This is a genomic window from Burkholderia sp. Ax-1720 (genome assembly GCF_011753035.1).
Classification (GTDB): Bacteria; Pseudomonadota; Gammaproteobacteria; order Burkholderiales; family Burkholderiaceae; genus Burkholderia; species Burkholderia gladioli.
Genome location: NZ_VWWK01000008.1, coordinates 1 through 16,942 on the forward strand (window position 1 = coordinate 1; position 16,942 = coordinate 16,942).

The 16,942-nt window shown below is 64.7% G+C and carries 17 protein-coding genes and 1 pseudogene; 10 read left to right on the forward strand and 8 right to left on the reverse strand.

Features of this window, described 5'->3' with window-relative positions; all coding sequences use genetic code 11:
• Positions 1-280, forward strand: a 280-nt coding sequence (locus F3J18_RS04305) for a trehalose-6-phosphate synthase (protein ID WP_205195295.1), incomplete at its 5' end; no start/stop codon positions are given.
• 416 nt (positions 281-696) lie between these two features.
• Here the strand turns inward: F3J18_RS04305 and F3J18_RS04310 are convergent.
• The 3 genes from F3J18_RS04310 to F3J18_RS04320 all read right to left on the reverse strand — a co-directional run bounded on the left by F3J18_RS04310 (position 697) and on the right by F3J18_RS04320 (position 2,267).
• Positions 697-1,311 (reverse strand): hypothetical protein, encoded by a 615-nt coding sequence (locus tag F3J18_RS04310; RefSeq protein ID WP_166911536.1) that lies wholly within the window; start codon positions 1,309-1,311, stop codon positions 697-699.
• A complete protein-coding gene (locus tag F3J18_RS04315; protein ID WP_166911538.1) occupies positions 1,308-1,586 on the reverse strand; it encodes a hypothetical protein in 279 nt (92 codons plus the stop codon). Before F3J18_RS04315 ends, F3J18_RS04310 begins: the two co-directional genes overlap by 4 nt.
• A 192-nt stretch (positions 1,587-1,778) precedes the next feature.
• On the reverse strand, positions 1,779-2,267 hold the full coding sequence (locus F3J18_RS04320; RefSeq protein WP_166911540.1) for a response regulator transcription factor: 489 nt from the start codon (positions 2,265-2,267) through the stop codon (positions 1,779-1,781).
• A gap of 116 nt (positions 2,268-2,383) precedes the next feature.
• On the opposite strand from F3J18_RS04320, the gene F3J18_RS04325 reads away from it, so the two are divergent.
• Positions 2,384-2,761, forward strand: a complete 378-nt coding sequence (locus F3J18_RS04325; protein WP_166911542.1) for a hypothetical protein — start codon at positions 2,384-2,386, stop codon at positions 2,759-2,761.
• A 14-nt stretch (positions 2,762-2,775) separates the two neighbouring features.
• Here F3J18_RS04325 and F3J18_RS04330 read toward each other — a convergent pair whose 3' ends face one another.
• The 3 genes from F3J18_RS04330 to F3J18_RS04340 form a co-directional block, all read right to left on the reverse strand.
• Positions 2,776-3,429: a response regulator gene (locus tag F3J18_RS04330; protein ID WP_166911544.1), complete on the reverse strand. Its 654-nt coding sequence runs from the start codon at positions 3,427-3,429 to the stop codon at positions 2,776-2,778.
• A gap of 65 nt (positions 3,430-3,494) precedes the next feature.
• The gene (locus F3J18_RS04335; RefSeq protein ID WP_205195296.1) at positions 3,495-3,926 is read right to left on the reverse strand and encodes a response regulator; all 432 of its coding nucleotides are present in this window, start codon (positions 3,924-3,926) and stop codon (positions 3,495-3,497) included.
• Between the two features lie 30 nt (positions 3,927-3,956).
• Positions 3,957-5,882 carry an ATP-binding protein gene (locus tag F3J18_RS04340; RefSeq protein ID WP_205195297.1) on the reverse strand — a complete coding sequence of 642 codons (1,926 nt, stop codon included), beginning with the start codon at positions 5,880-5,882 and terminating at the stop codon, positions 3,957-3,959.
• A 396-nt stretch (positions 5,883-6,278) separates the two neighbouring features.
• On the opposite strand from F3J18_RS04340, the gene F3J18_RS04345 reads away from it, so the two are divergent.
• Positions 6,279-7,262, forward strand: a complete 984-nt coding sequence (locus F3J18_RS04345; protein ID WP_230686075.1) for an alpha/beta hydrolase — start codon at positions 6,279-6,281, stop codon at positions 7,260-7,262.
• A gap of 134 nt (positions 7,263-7,396) precedes the next feature.
• On the opposite strand, the pseudogene F3J18_RS04350 reads toward F3J18_RS04345, so the two are convergent.
• A pseudogene (locus tag F3J18_RS04350) lies at positions 7,397-7,627 on the reverse strand (amino acid ABC transporter ATP-binding protein); the annotation flags it as partial.
• 33 nt (positions 7,628-7,660) lie between these two features.
• The gene (locus F3J18_RS04355; protein ID WP_345891693.1) at positions 7,661-8,104 is read right to left on the reverse strand and encodes a hypothetical protein; all 444 of its coding nucleotides are present in this window, start codon (positions 8,102-8,104) and stop codon (positions 7,661-7,663) included.
• Positions 8,105-9,048: 944 nt separating this feature from the next.
• Here F3J18_RS04355 and F3J18_RS04360 point away from each other — a divergent pair.
• From F3J18_RS04360 to F3J18_RS04390, 7 genes are read left to right on the forward strand one after another with little or no spacing between them, the layout of a single operon-like run.
• Positions 9,049-9,834: an AfsA-related hotdog domain-containing protein gene (locus tag F3J18_RS04360; protein WP_166911546.1), complete on the forward strand. Its 786-nt coding sequence runs from the start codon at positions 9,049-9,051 to the stop codon at positions 9,832-9,834.
• The gene (locus F3J18_RS04365) at positions 9,831-10,907 is read left to right on the forward strand and encodes a ketoacyl-ACP synthase III family protein (RefSeq protein ID WP_166911548.1); all 1,077 of its coding nucleotides are present in this window, start codon (positions 9,831-9,833) and stop codon (positions 10,905-10,907) included. Before F3J18_RS04360 ends, F3J18_RS04365 begins: the two co-directional genes overlap by 4 nt.
• Complete coding sequence (locus F3J18_RS04370) at positions 10,904-11,362, forward strand: nuclear transport factor 2 family protein (RefSeq protein WP_240154483.1); 459 nt, start codon at positions 10,904-10,906, stop codon at positions 11,360-11,362. The genes F3J18_RS04365 and F3J18_RS04370 overlap by 4 nt, the downstream gene beginning before the upstream one ends.
• Positions 11,359-12,009 (forward strand): isoprenylcysteine carboxylmethyltransferase family protein, encoded by a 651-nt coding sequence (locus F3J18_RS04375; protein WP_166911550.1) that lies wholly within the window; start codon positions 11,359-11,361, stop codon positions 12,007-12,009. The genes F3J18_RS04370 and F3J18_RS04375 overlap by 4 nt, the downstream gene beginning before the upstream one ends.
• Positions 12,009-14,783: a PEP/pyruvate-binding domain-containing protein gene (locus F3J18_RS04380; RefSeq protein WP_166911552.1), complete on the forward strand. Its 2,775-nt coding sequence runs from the start codon at positions 12,009-12,011 to the stop codon at positions 14,781-14,783. The genes F3J18_RS04375 and F3J18_RS04380 overlap by 1 nt, the downstream gene beginning before the upstream one ends.
• An 11-nt stretch (positions 14,784-14,794) precedes the next feature.
• A complete protein-coding gene (locus F3J18_RS04385; RefSeq protein ID WP_166911554.1) occupies positions 14,795-16,015 on the forward strand; it encodes a cytochrome P450 in 1,221 nt (406 codons plus the stop codon).
• Positions 16,012-16,920: a hypothetical protein gene (locus tag F3J18_RS04390; protein WP_166911555.1), complete on the forward strand. Its 909-nt coding sequence runs from the start codon at positions 16,012-16,014 to the stop codon at positions 16,918-16,920. The genes F3J18_RS04385 and F3J18_RS04390 overlap by 4 nt, the downstream gene beginning before the upstream one ends.
• Positions 16,921-16,942: the final 22 nt, after the last annotated feature.

The window sequence follows — 16,942 nt, forward strand, 5'->3', positions numbered from 1 at the left end:
GGACGGCAAGGACCCCGGCGTGCTGGTGCTGTCGCGCTTCGCCGGCGCCGCCGAGCAGTTGACCGACGCGCTGCTGGTCAATCCCTACGACATCCAGGGCACCGCGCGCGCGATCCAGGCAGCCCTGGCCATGCCGCTGGACGAGCGCGTGCGGCGCCACACGGCCCTGCTCGCCGAGATCCGCAAGCACGACGTGCACTGGTGGACCACCCGCTTCCTCGGCGCGCTCGACGATACATCCGCCACGCATGTGATCAATCACGTTCACGCGATCGCTTAGGCTTGCAGCACGTCGTCTGCACCATGTTACATAGGCAACGATGCATGCCTCTTTGACCCGCTCTGCATCTGCGACGGCACTCGTTTATTTCGTGGACCAACCCATTCTAAGATGTCTAGCGACGAAGCTAGTGGCAAGGGCAACCCCGCTACCGGGCAACAATCTCATCCATCAGCGCAGTGGCCGATCACGCCGCCCCGCCCCCCGCAAAACATAGTAAAGCGGCAAGACACATGTCACCATAAAGTCCACGCCGATACTGCTCAGAGCGTGGTCCAATACGGATTTCTCAGTTGCCACTAGAGCGCCGAGCGAATAGTGCGGCGCGTCACCAGCACGGGGACATCACCATGCAATCACAGCAAACCATGCCCCAATACGAGCTAGCATCTTCATTGACGGCGCTCCGCCTCGTCTCACTGTGCTCGGCCTTCGATGCTAGCCGGCGACGGCATGCGCATTCGATCGAGCGCGAAGTCGGGCAACGTCTGCGCGAGGTCCGACGCCTGTTCAAAACTCACTAGGCTTGGCGGCTCGTCCTTAGACGCGAGATCGAGCAACTTGAGTTCAATCGCCTGTCGCCCGAGAATCAAGCTGCGCGTCACAATATAGCGAGTGTGCCCGTAGTCTTCGTGTCGAAAAATCTCGGCTATGCTTCCCTCGATCACTGCATACCATGACTCGGCGTTAACTGAGCAGGCGCGCCAGGTAACACCACCGATCTTGCGCGTGCCCCATTGAAAAGCCTCAGTCCAAGAACAGCCAGCCTGAGCTGAACTCAGGTTTCCGTTGTATGCGACCAGCCGAGCGATGTCGGATGCTCTAACGGTGGCGTGATAGCTCGGCCCCTCATCCGCCTGGGAGCTGAGCGTTTCAACAATCCGGATGTGCGAAAGCGTTCCTATTTCGACACGTTCTAATGACGTCGTGAGGCCGGTACGCGTGATTTTCCAGCGGTAACCGCCCCACTCGACACTGCCTTTGGAGGCCTGCCGCGCGAGAGCGATAAAGGTAGAAATAGCGTGCGTCATATCGGCTCTCCCAGAGAGTCCACAATCAAGCTCGTCATATGGGCAAGCACCGCCCGCACGAAGGTTGGCGCCATCTGCTCAGCTTCCTTAACGGATACCTGCGGTGTCGAGCGAAAGCCCAAATATATGAGATACCATGCCCCATCGACCTCGTACTGTATACGCGCGCGGTGGCCTGCGAACAGTGCGCTATAGCCGCCGACGTTGTTGCTGTCACGCTTCCAGTGCTGCTGGGCATAACCTAAGAACTGCTGATGAGCATCGGTTGGAGTCATAAGGCCTGCATGGGAAGGTTGATTTGGCATCTGAGAAGTATGCCAAAGTCCGGCTGCAAGCCATAGTGAACTGTCCAGAGCACACCAGACACCCCGGACCCTCACACCGCGGCCTGTTCAAAGGCGATGGGTGCCATCGGGCAGCAAATGCACAGATGTCGGTCCTTGCCCTGCCTTGTCGTAAAACCACCCTTAGCCGACAACACCAGATTTGGTCGACAAGAAGGATGAATCAGGCTCACGAAGGGGTTTGCATAAAAAATAATACCCCGACGAACCACGCACCGTTCGAATGAAACGGCTGCCGTCACGATCGTAGAGTTTGCTCCGGAGCTGCTTGATATGTACCTCGACGACATTGGTGCCCGGATCGAAATTACGCTGCCAGACCGCTTCGAGATTCATCCGGCGCGTAACGGTGCGTTGCGGGTTCAACATCATGAATTCCAGCAGCCGGAATTCCGTCGGCCGAAGCATCACCAAGGTTGAACCGATCAATGCGACCCGCCTGATCCGGTCGAGCGTGATGCCTGGCGCATGGAGTTGCAGCATCGGTTCGGCAAGCGGGGAAGGACGAGCACGCGACTGCCTACGGTACAGTGCCATCACACGGGCCGCCAACTCCTCGTCGACGAACGGGGAGGACAGGTAATCGTCCTCACCAGAACGGGACCGCCGCATCAGGAATCGGTGCGCAACTGAGCGTCGGCTTACGCGCCGGCATTCCTTCGATTCTCCTGAATACGGTCCTGCTCAGCGCCGCGGATGCAGTCGGCATCGTCATCGCGCGCGGCGGATTGCTCAAGCTCCTGCTCACGCTCGCGGGCCACGAACATACGCCGGGAATCGCCGGCACCTGGATTTTCCAACAGTTTTTCCACGTGGCTGTCGGGATCGCGATGATCATCGTCTACGGACTACTGTTGGGCTCCTGGCGCGCCCCAGCACTCCTCAAGGGTGTGCTCGCCGCGGCGATCGTCTGGCTGCTCAACGCCGGCATGGTACTGCCCATGCTCGGCGAAGGCTTCGCGGGCTCCCGCGTGCTGACGCCCGGCGGCCTCGCGGCCTTCGCGGTGGCGCACACGCTGTTCTTCGTGGTCGGCGCCGCGCTCCATGAAAGATGGAAAGGACGGACCGGCGAAATCGAACACCGAAGTGGCGTCGACAAGCCATGACCGACGGCCCCACGTCATTTCTGGTAGCGCGACACTGGTTCCCGTACGCCGAGCGTCTGTGCCATCAGCACGAGGTCCGCGAGCGAATCGGCTTCCATCTTGCGCATCAGGTTGCCGCGATGAATCTTCACGGTGATCTCGCTGAGTTCCAGCCTGCCGGCGATCTGTTTGTTCATCAGGCCCGCGGAAACCAGCCCGAGCACATCGCGCTCGCGCGGCGTCAAGGCTTCGAAACGCGCTCGCAGCAAGGCCTTCTCCCGCGACACCGTGCGCTGCTCGCGGCCCCGCGTCAGCGCCTCGTCGATCGCGGCCAGCATCGCGGATTCGTCAAACGGCTTGGATAAAAACGTGATAGCCCCGGCCCGCATGCCGCGTACGGTCATCGGGATATCGCCGTAGCCGCTCATCAGGATGACGGGCAGCGATGTATCGCTTTCGGCCAGCTCTTGCTGGAAATCCAGGCCATCGACGCCGCGCAGCCGCACGTCGAGAATCAGGCAGGCAGCCGCATCGATATCGTCGCAAGCCAGGAATTCCTCGGGCCCGTCGAACGCGCGCACACGATGGCCATGGGAGCGCAGCAAGGTATCGAGCGATTCGCGCACGTCGGCATCGTCGTCGACGATACAGATCAGTTCACTGGCGGACAGATCGTGCGTGTCATTCATCGTGGATCTCGCTCGGGCGGATGCGTGCATTCATGTGGGAGGCGTGGCCTGGCGCCGGAGCAGGCTCAGGCAAGCAACAAGGTTTCGACTTCGCCGAGCAACCACTCGGGATCCGCCGGCTTTGCCACGAAGCGGGCCACGCCAAGCAACCGGGCCCGCTCGCGAGCCTCGGGAGTCGGATAGGCCGTCATCAGGATCACCGGCACGTCGCGACCGCGCGCCTTCAGCTCGCGCTGCAGATCGAGGCCGTCCATGCCATGCATGTGCAGGTCGGTGATGACGCATCGCATGGTCGGCAATTCGACCGATGCCAGCAGCGACTCGGCGGCTTCAAAACCGCGCACGGCGATGCCAGCCGAGCGAAACAGGGTGCCGATGCTGTCGCGCACTTCCTCGTCGTCGTCGACAATGCCAATCAACGTATCCTTGCCACCTGCCATGTCGCCCTCGCCGCGGCGCATCCGCGATCCCTGAAAGCCGATATTAGTGACATGCATCGAGGCACGCCACACATACCAAGGTTTGCATCAGACAGACGCCAGCGGCTCCGCGTATGCCGCCGGCAGCGTGAACCTCACCTCGGCGCCCGGTCCGTGCGGGTTGTTCGCGGCGCTGATGCGCCCGCCCTGGGCCTCGATGATCGACCGGCAGATCGACAATCCCATGCCCATGCCGTCCGCCTTGGTGGTGAAAAACGGCTCGAAAACGTGCGAGGCATGGTCGGGAAAACCGGGGCCGGTATCCTGCACGCGAAGCTGGACCATGCCGTCAGGCTGTTGCGCGGCACCGATCCGGAGCTCGCGCTTGCTTGAGCCAGGATCATGCATCGCCTGGATGCTGTTCATCATCAGGTTCACCAGCACCTGCTGCACTTGCACGCGATCGGCACACACCTTGGGCAGCTCACCGCTCCAGTCGCGCCTGAGCGTGATATCGGCGTGCCGGACCTCCCGTCCGACCAGCTCGATCGCATCGTCGGCCAGCTCGGTCAGATCGAGCAGCGTAGCCTGGGGGGGCGCCTTGCGCGCCAGCGACCGGACCCGACCGATCACCTCGGCCGCGCGCGTGCCGCTCGCCGTGATCTTGTCCAGGCAATGCCGGATTTCCCCGAGGTCCGGCTCCGGGCGGTCCAGCCAACGCTGTCCGGAGCGCGCGTAGTTGATGATCGCGGTCAGCGGCTGATTGACCTCATGCGCGATCGAGGCCGACAACTGGCCGAGCATGGACACGCGCGCCGCGTGGGCAAGCTCGGCCGAGGCGGCCTCGATCCTTGCGCGCGCCTCGTTGCGCTCGGTCACATCGAACGCCATCAGCAGGACATGCGAACCCTGGTCCCCCTCGGGCAGCAGGCTCACGCGCAGCACCACATCGGCAATACGACCGCTGGGCGTGATCAGCCGCGTTTCACTCTCGGCCATGGCGGCGCCCCCAGCCAGCGCCGCGAGAATCCGCGCGAAGCCGCCGCGCCCTTCAGGCGGATGCGCGCGGCAGGGATTCGAGCCCACCAGACGCTCCACACTGCCGGTCTCGAACAAATCGACCGCTGCCTGATTGCCGTTTCTCACCACCGCCCCGGCGATCGCCCGCTCGACCACGTCGGGATGCGCCACCAGCCAGGTATCGAGGGGCGCATCGACGGGCGCCTGTTCTCGCACCACGCGCAAGCTGGCGGACCAGTCCGATTCCCAGGCGGCGAAACCGGCGAGATCGAAAATGGTTCGATAACGCCGCTCCGAGGCGCGGCGCTCGAGATCGGCGCGCCGCAACTCGGTCAGATCCGCGCTCGACTCGATCACGCCGATCGCGCGGCCGCCGGGGTCCCGGCGCGCGAGCCAGCGGCTGGCCAGCACGATGCGCGAACCATCGCGCCGGGTCCGGACGATTTCGCCGGACCACTGCCCGCGCGTGTCCAGCGTCGATCGCACTTCCGCCGACGGAAACGCGCAATGCAGCAGATCGCTGCAAACGCGCCCGACCGCCTCCTCGCGCGTCCATCCGTAAAGCTGCTGCGCGCCGTCGTTCCAGTACAGGATGACGTCGTGCGGGTCGCGGATGATGACCGTGTCGTGCGTGAGTTCGAGAATCCGCGCCTGCTCCCGCAGCGTGGTGCGGATAAAGCGATCGCGCAACGACAGGGCGGTCACGCTCACGATCAGCACCAGGCTGAGGCCAAGCGGCACGCCTGCCGAGGCCGTCGCGGCATCGCGATGAAGAAGGACGAACTGCAGGAAGACGAACGACAGCAGCGTGAGCGCCGCCGTAATTGCACCGGCCGCCAGCACATGGCGCCTGCCGAACGGCGCCATCAGCAGGATCACGGCCGGGTAAAGCACCGCCGCCGTCCCGGCCAGGGGCCCCCAGGTGTCGAAGGCGCAGATCAGCGCCGTCAGTGCGATCGCGATCATCAAGGTATGGCGCATCGGTGTCCCGATCACGGCTTGCTCGTCATTCATGGGCGCATCTCGGTCGGTGCGGAAAACGAAAAAGGCCGGCCGGATGCCGACGATCGACGTGATTGTAGCGACTACACGGCGCACCGGAGCGCCTCCCATACCTTGGTATGAAGCCGCTCGGCCCGCCATCCGGCGCGAACCCGATTTTCCTTTCCGGTCATGGACTTGGCGTGATGGCCAGGCCGTAATTCTGGCCGACTCATACCTAAGCGTGAATGGTCGCGGGCCGTCGGCGCGGATAACTTTGCATCCATCGCGGAACCGGATGCCTCTCACGGGAAAAGGACTCCGCGACACGATCGAAGCAGGATTCTTTCACGTAGCCGACTACCGTCCAGGAGTCTCACCATGAACCGCCTTTCCAAACTCGCCACCGTTCTCGCAGGAGCCACCATCATGAGCCAAGCCGCCATCGCCCAGGACGTCGCCACCGACCCGCACCTCGATCCCCAGGTGCGCTCGTTCCTGGTCGACATCAACAAGGACAGCAGTGAATTCTGGAAGCTGCCCCAACCGCAACCGCAAGACATCCTGACCGGTCTGCAGAACAAGACGCCGGTGGACCTGTCGGGCGTCACGACCACCGAACGCACCATGAACGCGGACGGCCACGCGTTCAAGGTCTACGTGATGAAGCCCGACCATGTGAAGGGCAAGCCGGGCGTGCTGCTGTTCATCCACGGCGGCGTGTGGATCGTCGGCAATTTCGCGAACCATCAACGCCTGCTGCGCGACCTCGTGGTCCAGTCGGGACAGGTCGGCGTGTTCGTCGACTACACGCCGCTGCCGCAGGCGAAATTCCCGGTCCAGCTCGACCAGTCCTACGCGACGCTCAAGTGGATTTCGGAACACGCCGCCGATTTCGGCGCCGACGGCAGCCGCATCGCAGTGGCTGGCAACTCGGTAGGCGGCAACATGGCGGCGGCGCTCGCCCTGATGGCAAAGGACCGCCAGGGCCCGAAGATCAGCTACCAGGCCTTGTTGATTCCCGCCACCGACGCGAGCGTCGATACCGACTCCTACCATCAGTACGGCACCGATCGCTTTCTGGCGCGCTCGTTCATGAAGTACGGCTGGGATCTGTATGCGCCGGACGCGAAGACGCGCGACAACCCGTATGTCTCGCCGCTGCGCGCCAGCGCCGACGAACTGAAGGACCTGCCGCCGGCACTGGTGGTGACCGCCGAGAACGATCCGCTGCGTGACGAGGGCGAAGCCTACGCCCGCAAGCTCAAGGAGTCGGGCAACGTGGTGGCCGCGGTGCGCTACAACGGCACGATCCACGATTTCGTCCTGCTCAACGCATTGCGCCAGGTGCCGTCGACGCAGGCCGCGCTGCAGCAGATCAGCGACGGGATTCGCGCGCATATTGGCCAGTAGGGTATGGAGCGACCGGAGGCGATTGTCTACGCCTGCGGTAGGTAACCGAGCGCCCACGCAGTATGGGCGCTCTGTATGAGCGGCTCGCCCATGCCTCAACGAACAGGGAATCGTGGCGCGAACGATCAGACCGCCTAGCGGGTCAGGAATTTCCCAGCGCGCTCGGTTCCCGGCTGCTGGAAAAAAGCCTCGGGCGAGCTGGTTTCCACCAGCTCGCCGCCGTCCAGAAACACCACTTGGCCCGACACCTCGCGCGTGAAGCCCATCTCGTGGGTGACCACCAGCATGATCATGCCGCGCCCGGCCAGCACCCATATCACGCCGAGCACCTCGCCGATCCTCTCGGGATCGAGCGCGCTGGTGGGCCTTCGACACCTTTCACAGCAGCTCGTCGCGGCTCATCTCTTCGAGATCGGGGAGCGGTAGCTACCGACGCTCACAAATGACCTCCGCCGGCACAAGGCCGGAAACTTCACGGAGTAGCGTCGTGACATCTCATCCACAAAAAGATAAGGCGGATTATCCGTTCGCGACCGATGAAAGACCGGATGCCGAACCACACTCTCGCGTGTCATCTGCACATAGGCGACCTCGACCAGGAGCTTCGGACTGACCCAATGGACGCCCTTCGCTTCGTAGCCCCTGGCAGGATTCGCCGGTGGCGATTGCGTCGTTTCGAGCGCCTTCAAATGGCCGAGGATCATGTGTAGCGCGGTCTCGTTGATGCCGGCGCCGAACTTGCCTGCGTAGCGTAGCTCACCTGGGCCCGCATCGTGCAGGCCGACGAGCAGAGCCCCGAAGGCGAAAGCGCTGCCGCTTGGCCCCGTGTAGACGGCGATCACGAACCCTTGGCAGAGGCGGCATTTCAGTGTGATCCAGTCGTCCGAGCGCCGCGCTTCGTACAGGGTTCCCGCGCGCTTGAACGGTGCTCCGAATCGGTCACACCGGTTTTCAGCACTAGCGTCTTCAACTGGACATTGCCACCCCGGGATCTATCGATCCTCGACCGCAAACCACAAAACAAGGAAGATATTTTGCGCTTATCGGCACAAGCGAACCCTACATCTATCTTTTTAACTCTCCCGCAACGCCAGCAAGTTTTTGCCGAGCCGCCGCATAGCACACCAAAAATTGCAGCGCTTCGAGCGACGCATCGCGTAATGCATGGTGCATTGCACGAAAATTACTGAACTCATGGCTCCCTTAATAGCGCGCACCACAATTGAGATACATCACCCCACCAAAGTTGGCGAATACGCACCATATGTCATAGTTTGTCATGACAGACATGACATTTAATCGATGTTCAAATTCAATCTCCAAATACGCAATCAATTAGCAACCCACAATTTATTCACCACTCACTCGCAAACAATTGATAAAAAATGAGGATCATATAAATCCATATAGCCATCGTAAAAAATATTATTTATCCGCATCCGATTGAAAGTCGAGCCCTTGACATTGTCGAGAGCAATGAGCTGGATATGCCTCTGCAAAGGGTCTTCCGGCAGCACCACCAATGCGTCGACGCATGGATCAATACAGCCGAAATGTTGCCGAAACCGCTATACCATTAACCAGCACTCATGAAACATCGATGATCGCACGCCATTCCGCTTTGCTTGACATACCGAAGGCGGCTTAGCCATTTTTCCGACCAGATGACGTTCTGGTTGGGGCAATCACCAAGCCTCCTGCTCAAGCACCACAATTCAACGCAATTCAGCTTGCTTGGCATAAGCAAACGCGGCGATTTTGATTTGATCAATCATTTACGAAAACCATGAATATCATTCTGATTGTCGGACAGAGATTTACCGGAATCGGCACGCCAGATCACGTCTTCGGTCTTTATGATTTTATTTCACATCTAAAACATGGCCAATACGACAGCCTCCAGGCGAGGCATCATCTTTACTTTGGCCAAGGCATCAACTCCTACGACAAGCTTTATATCGCAGATGAAATAAAACGACGTGCGCTTTCGGAGCGCATCGCGATTCCGGAACGCATGCCGCGCAAGGCTGCTCGTGCGCATGTCCACAAGCACTTGGAAAAAAACATCCTGCTGGCCGACCTCGAATCGAGCGAACCCAACCGACTGCGCGCCCGCCTGTCCATCGACAACGACAACGAACTGATGCAGGACCACATGACCGGCTGGCATCTATCGGGCATGGTGATGCTCGAGGCGATGCGACAGATGGTGATAGCAGCAGCCGAACGACACGAAGCGATCTCCGTACTCGGTGATCGCCATAGCTTCGTGTTGCTCAACTGGACGTCCAGTTTCGACAACTTCCTGTTCCCTTTGGATGCGGAGGTCGATAGCGTCCTGCATCTCAACCCAGCCTCGAAAGCCAGGCGCCTGGAATTCCGGGTCGATGTCCGCATCATCCAGATCGGTCAGCCGGTTGCAAAGGGCACGCTTGAATTCGCCGTCATCACACGCGACGCGCTCGATTCGCTGGAGGAGCGCCACGCCCGGAAGTCAGTGCAGGCGCTGATGCGCAGCTTGGGCTCAGCCATGCCGGCGGAGGCCGACTCGCTGATGAAGGAGGACGCATGAAGCTGTCTTCGCTTCATATCCGCAGCCTCGGTTCCTATCTGCCGCCTCGTGTCGGCACGCACATGGCGGTCGAGCGAGGCTGGTACGACCCCCGTAGCGTGGAAGCCGATGGCTGGCTCAGCGCCAGCGTGGCCGGCGACCGCGCACCGCCCGAGATGGCCGTAGCGGCCGCCCGTACCGCAATCGAGCGCGCGGGCGACGATGCCACCGCCGCGATCGACATCGTGCTGCACGCCTCGATCTACCCACAAGGCCCACATGGCTGGTTTCCACACAGCTACATCGAACATCACGCGGTGGGGCGTGGCGTGCCTTCGCTCGATTTGCGCCAGGGCTGCACCGCCGTCTTTGCCGCCTTCGAACTGCTCGACGCCTATCTCGCGGTACCTGGTAGACATGGCGCGCTGGTGACCTGTGCCGACAATTTCGGCTTCGATCCCGGCGGCGACCCGGATCCGGCTGGGCGCTGGTGCTATGCGATGAACACCCAGACGGGACGTGGCTCGATTCTCGGCGACGCCGGCGCTGCCTTGGTGCTCTCCAACCGGGACGGCTTTGCCCAGGTGCTGAGCCTGGCGACGCGCTCGCTCTCGTCGATGGAGGAAATCTATCGCGGCGGCGAACCGCTGTTCCCGCCGCGCTCCGGCAACGTCGCTCCGGTCCGGCTCGGCCCACGCTTCAGCGCTCACGAGCAGCGCTACCCGGGCGCGATGGTCTCGATGCTCCGGCGCCTGAACGCCGCGCGCGTCGAGGTGGGACGCGAGGCGATGGACGAGGCAGGCATCCTGCCCGAGCAGGTCGCGCGCGTGGTGCACGTGTTCACGGGCCAGGAGCGCTACCTCCAGCAGTTCTTGCCCAAGCTCGGGATTAACACCTCGCGCGGCGTAGTCGAGTTCGGTCGCACGCTCGGCCACCTCGCTACCTGCGACCCGGTGGTCGGACTCGAGCACCTGGTGGACACGCGGCAGGTCGGCCCCGGCGACCATCTGCTGCTGATGGCGAGCGGTGGCGCCGCGACCGCCGTGTCCTGCGCCGTCCTGAAAATTTCCGATACTCCGAGGTGGCTCTCATGAATCAAGCGACACAACCCGCCGCATGGCATCCGTGGCGCGACCCGCGGGCCGCGACCAGCATCGACGCGCAAGCCTGGGTGGACGGCCTCGAAGCGGCCTGGCGCGCGCGCGACGTCGATGCCGTCGCGGCGCTGTTCGCACCCGACGCGATCTATTTCCAAGGTCCGTTCGGCGAACCGCATCGCGGTCCGGACGGCATCCGCAAGCACTGGATCGGCGTGCTCGACAAGCAGATCGATCCGCGCATCTGGTTTGATCGAGCGTTACAGGACGGCCATCGCGGCGTGGTCGAGTGGTGGTGCATCCTGCACGACCCCGTAACCCGCGTCCCGCGCACCGGCTCCGGCGTCCTGACGATGCGCTTCGCCGCCGACGGCCGCTGCACACACTTCCATGAATACTGGCATCGCCTGGTCGACACCGCGCTGCCCTGCCCGGAGAACTGGCACGCATGAAATCCTTCGATAGCCCCTCGTCGCGCCGCATGTTCCATGCACCTCGCTTCCTGTTCGTGCTGTTCCTCGCGATCCTGGCCGGCGGCCTGGCGGTGCAGTGGAGCAGCGACGATGCCAACCCGGTATTCGCGTACGCGCTGGTCGGCCTCTATGCAGCCTGGGTGCTCTACGAGGCGCCCGTCACGTTCCAGGCCTCGGCAGCGATGAAGGAGACCCGCACGCTGCTGCCCTACGGCCTGGCTCGCGGCGCGGTGATGGCCGCCACCCTGCTCGCGCCGCACGCAGCCGCGCCGCTGCCGTGGAGCGCGATCGGGCTGCTGCTGTTCGTGGCCGGCGTGCTGATTCGCGAGATCGCGATCAAGACCCTCGGGCGCTTCTATACCCACCACGTGGCGCGCCGCACCGACCAGGTGGCGGTGACCACCGGCCTGTACCGAGTGATCCGGCATCCCGCCTATTGCGGCATGCTCGCCGCGCATGTCGGCCTGGTGCTGGCGTTTCCCACGCCGCTGGCCGCGTTTTGCCTGGCCCTGCTGTTCGCCGCCGTGATCCGGCGCATCGTGGTCGAGGAACGCGTGCTGTGGGACATGCCCGGTTATGCGGAATATGCCTCCGCCAAGCCGCGCTTGCTGCCGGGGATCTGGTGATGAACCCGATCGCGCTTTCCATGACGCTGGTGCGCGGCGGCCCGGACGCGCTCGACGCACGCCTGGTCGGCAACAAATTCGCCCGGCTCGCCCGCATGCGCGAGGCCGGCATGAACGTGCCCGACCTGTTCTGTGTGCCCGCACCGATGTTCGATGCGGCACAGGCACTGGCCGCCACCGCGCTGGGACCGGTGCCTGTCGAGCAGCCGATTCACGCCGCGGGCGACCCGATAGCCGGCCGCTGCGCCGCCCTGGCAGGCGAGCTTGCCACATTGGTCATGCCCGCCCGCTGGGTCGACACGCTGCTGGCCGAGTTCGATGCCCGCTTTGGGCCGGACGCGCTGGTGGCCGTGCGCGCCTGCGTGGTGCCGGCGGTCGATGCCAACGGGCGGCAGCTCGAGGATGGCGAGGACAGCTCGCATGACCCGTTCGCGGGTATGTCGGACAGCTTCCTCTACGTGACCCGCGCCCACCTGGCGGAAACCATCGCGCGCTGCTGGGCTTCCGCCTATACGGAGCGCGCGGTGCGCTACCGGCTCTGGCGCGGGTTGGATCCGTCCAGCGCCCGCGTGGCGGTCGGCGTGCAGCGCATGATCGAGGGCAACCGCTCGTTCGTTGCCTTCACGCGCGATCCTCGCGACAGCGAACGGCGCGTCGTGATCGCCGCCGCACACGGCATCGGCGAAGGCGTGGTACAGGAAAAAGCCGACGTCGACCACTTCTTCGTCGAGGCTGGGCGCGTGCGCACGCAGACCGTTACCAAGCGGGCGATGGTGGTGCGCGACGGTCAGCGCGGCAATGGCGAACTGGTCATCGTGGCCGTGCCGGAGGCGCTCGCTGCGCTGCCCGTGCTCGGTGACGACGAAGCACGCCGGGTTGCGCAACTGGCGCTGGCGGTCGAAGCGCATTTCGGCTGCGCGCAGGATATCGAGGGCGCCCTAACCGCCGACGGCACGATCCACCTGGTGCAGGCTCGTCCGATGGTGGCGCGCCACGACGCACCGCCGCTCTACTGGTGCAACTACAACATCACCGAGAGTTATCCGGGCGTGTCGTCCGCGCTGACCTACTCGCAATCGCAGCTGTTCTACCAGCGCGCCTTCGGCGACCTCTACCACCGCATGGGCGTGCCCGCCGCTCGCCTGGATGCGCATCGGCACCACTTGGAGCAACTGGTCGCTTGGCTCGACGGTCGCATCTACTACCGGCTCGACGCCTGGCACGCGCTGCACGGGCAGATGCCGGTATTCGAACTGATGCGCTCAATCTGGGAAGAGGCCATGGGCGTCACGGGTCCGGCACGCGAGCGGCCGCGCTGGACCACGGCCCGCGCGCTCGCCGGCGTGCCCGGCTTGTTGCTGCGCCGCATGCGCCATGCCGCACAGGTACGCGAATTCCTCGGCTGGTGGGATGCGCTGATGCGCGAGGCAGGCGATCTTTCGGGACACGCGCCTGATCAGCTGATCGCGTTCTACCGACGGATGTGGGCGCAGGTTGGAGTGCGCTGGGGTGTCACCCTGACCAATTCGCTCTACGCGATGCTCGAACTCCGCGTCTTCAAGGCCTTGCTGCGTCGGTGGACCGGTGCCGACGTACGCACGCTGGCGGGCCTGCTGATCGGCGGCCGGCCGAACCGCTCTCTGCTGGCGGTACGCGCGGTCGTCGCGCTGGCCGAGCAGGCCGGCGCGCACCCGGCATTCCGCGCTGCCCTGCTCGACCGTGATTCGGCGCAAGCCGTGCCGCTGGCCGAGCTGTGGCGCGCACTGGCCGGGCATCGCTACGGCGCCGCGCTGGCCGACGCCGCGCTGGCCTACCTGGCGCGATACGGCGATCGCGCGATGCACGACCTCAAGCTCGAGGAGCCGACCCCGCGCCAGCAACCCTGGATGCTGCTGAACATGCTGATGCCCTACGTGCGACGCGGCATCAGCCTCGCCACGCTGGAAGCCGACGAGGCCCGCGCCGCGCACGAGGCAGACCAGGAACTAGCGCGGCGCTGCCCGTCGCGCCTGCGACGTGCCGTGTTGCGCGGCTTCGCGCGCCGTGCCCGCGAATACGTGGCGATGCGCGAGGACATGCGCTTCTGCCGGACCCAGCTATACGGGCTGTCGCGACAAGTCATGTGGACGCTGGGGGCCGCGCTTGCGAAAGCGGACCGGCTCGATCGTCCGCAGCAGGTCCACGACCTGTCGGTTTCCGAAGTGATGGGCGCGTTCGACGGCACCCTGGCCGGCAGTCGCTTGCGCGAGCTCGCCGTGCTGCGCCGCGCCGAGCGCGATGCCTGCGTGGCACGGCCGGCCGCCGAGATCCTGCTCGCAACGCCGCGCGAGTTACCCGTCGCGCTTGCACTCGAGCGCGCGGCTCCGGTCTTGCCTGATGTCGTCGCGCCGACCCTGCAGGGGCTCGGCTCGTCGGCCGGCGTGGTGCGTGCCCGCGCGCGACGTGTGCTCGAACCCGACATCAGCGCCGACAGTTGCCAGGGCACCATCCTGGTCGCGCGCGAAACCGACCCGGGCTGGCTGTTCCTGATGATGGCGGCGAAGGGGCTAGTAGTCGAGCGCGGCACTCTGCTCTCGCACACCGCGATCACCGGCCGGCTGCTGGGCATCCCGACCGTGGTGGCGGTCGCCAACGCCACCACCCTGATCCCCGACGGCGCGCTGATCGAGATCGACGGCGGCGCCGGCACGATCCGCATCATCGACCCTGCGCCGGACGCCGTGGATCGCGGCGAGGCCCACGCCGAGCACGACTCCGCCCATCCCGCACTCTAACCGACGCCATCATGACCCGCTGCCCGTTCCCGTTCCACGACCGTCCCGGCGTCAGCCTCGACGCCGACTACCTGGCCGCCTACCGCGGCGAGCCGCTGATTCCAGTCACGCTCAAGAACGGCGCCGAGGCGCTGTTGGTGACGCGCTACGCCGACGTCAAGACGGTGCTGTCCGACGCCCGCTTCAGCCGTCAGGCCTGGAAGGGCGGCACGCTGTTCGCGCGCGAGACCAGCGCGTTGGCGCTGGTCACCAGCGACGCGCCGCTGCACACGCGGCGACGGCGCGCCGTGCAGGCGGCCTTCACGGTCAGCCAGGCAGAACGCGACCGGCCGCGCATCGCGCAGATCGCCGAGTCGCTGCTCGACGCGATCGATGCCCCCGCCGGGCGCTTCGACCTGATCGCGTCGTACACCCAGCCGTTCCCCTACCTGGTGATATGCGAGATGCTCGGCCTGCCGAAGCAGGATATCTCCCGCTTCCTGCCCTGGGTCGAGACCATGATGTCGGCCGGCCGCTTCACGCCCGAGGCCACCGCCGAGGCACATCGCAACATGTACGACTATTTCGGCTCGCTGTTGCGCGACAAGCAGCAGCGGTTGGCGCGCGGCGAGCCGCACGACGGCCTGCTGATGCGCTTGCTCGATGCGCATCAGCCGCGCGACGACGAGGAGAATCCCGACCAGCCGCTGTCGTTCGAGGAACTCACCGTGCTCGCGTTCGGCATGATGATGGCCGGCGGCGAAACCACCACAAACCATCTCGCTCTCTGCGTCTGCGAGGTGCTGCGCGATCCGGCACTCGCCGCACGACTGCAACGCGAGCCCGAGCGGATTCCCGACGCAGTCGAGGAGCTGCTGCGCTGGACCTGGTTCGTCATGACGGGCGGGCAGCCGCATGTCGCGCTCGAGGACGTGGCCCTGTCCTGCGGCACGATCCGCGCCGGCCAGGTGGTGATTCCGTTGACCGATGCCGCCAATCGTGATCCCGCAGCGTTCGGCGACGCCGATACCTTTCGCATCGACCGTACCCCGAACCGCCACCTGGGCTTCGGCATCGGCCGCCACATGTGCCTGGGCGCGCCGCATGCCCGTGTCGAGCTGCAAGAGGGGCTCGACGCGCTGCTGCGGCGCTTCCCCAGGCTCGAGCTGGCCTTGCCCGAGGCCGAGCTGCCGTGGCGCAGCGGCATGTTCATGCGCGGCATCTGGCAACTGCCGGTGCAGGTGCTGCCATGAGCGACACGTCGATTCGCCGGCTGGGACGATACATCGCTGGCAGCTATCCGCCCGTGACCTCGACGCTGTTCGCGCTGGCCTGGAGCTTCGGCGTAAGCGGCCTATACGCGATCGTCGATCCCCGCGGCGGGGCCTGGCGGCCCGGTGCGGACACCGCGATCGCCGCACTCACGCTGGCCCTCGACCTGCTGCTGATGCGCATCGTCGACGACATCCGCGATCGCGACTACGACCGCGCCAATGATCCGGCGCGTCCGCTGCCGCGCGGCGTGGTGGCCATCCCCGAACTGCTGGCCGCCTACCTGGCGGTGGCGGTGCTGCTGGTCGCGCTCAACGCGGGGCAGCCCGGCGCGGGCTTCCTGATCGCGCAGCTCGTCTACGCGCTCGCCATGCTGTTCACCCATGAATGGTTAGGCTGGCCCTCGGGCGACCGGCTGGTGCTGACCCTGCTGATCAGCTGCCCAGCCCAGATCCTGCTGCACCTGTACCTTTACTCGCGCTACCTGGCACGCGTGGGGCATGGCCCGGACGCATGGGGGCTGCTGGCGCTGGTCATCGTGCTGGCCACCACCACCCACCTTGAGGCCGCCAAGAAGATCGTGCGCGTACCACTCCCGGGCGAGCGGACCTACGTGCGCGACTTCGGGCTCGGCGGCACGGTCGGCATCGCGATGTTCTCGGCGCTCGGCGCCTCGGCGCTGCTGCTCGCGGCCATCGTGTCGCGCTGGTCGGCTGCGGGCTGCGTGTTGCTGCTCGCGCCGCTCGCGCTGCCGTTCTCGGCCTATCTGCGTTTCCTGAGGCCGGAACCGCGCTGGCGCGCGAAGTATGCGGCCTACTACGTCCTGGCCAGCTTTGCCGCCTATGCTGCAGGCGGCCTGTGGCTGGCGACTTCCGCCGTCGCATGACGGCCTTCACGGTCTGCCCTCC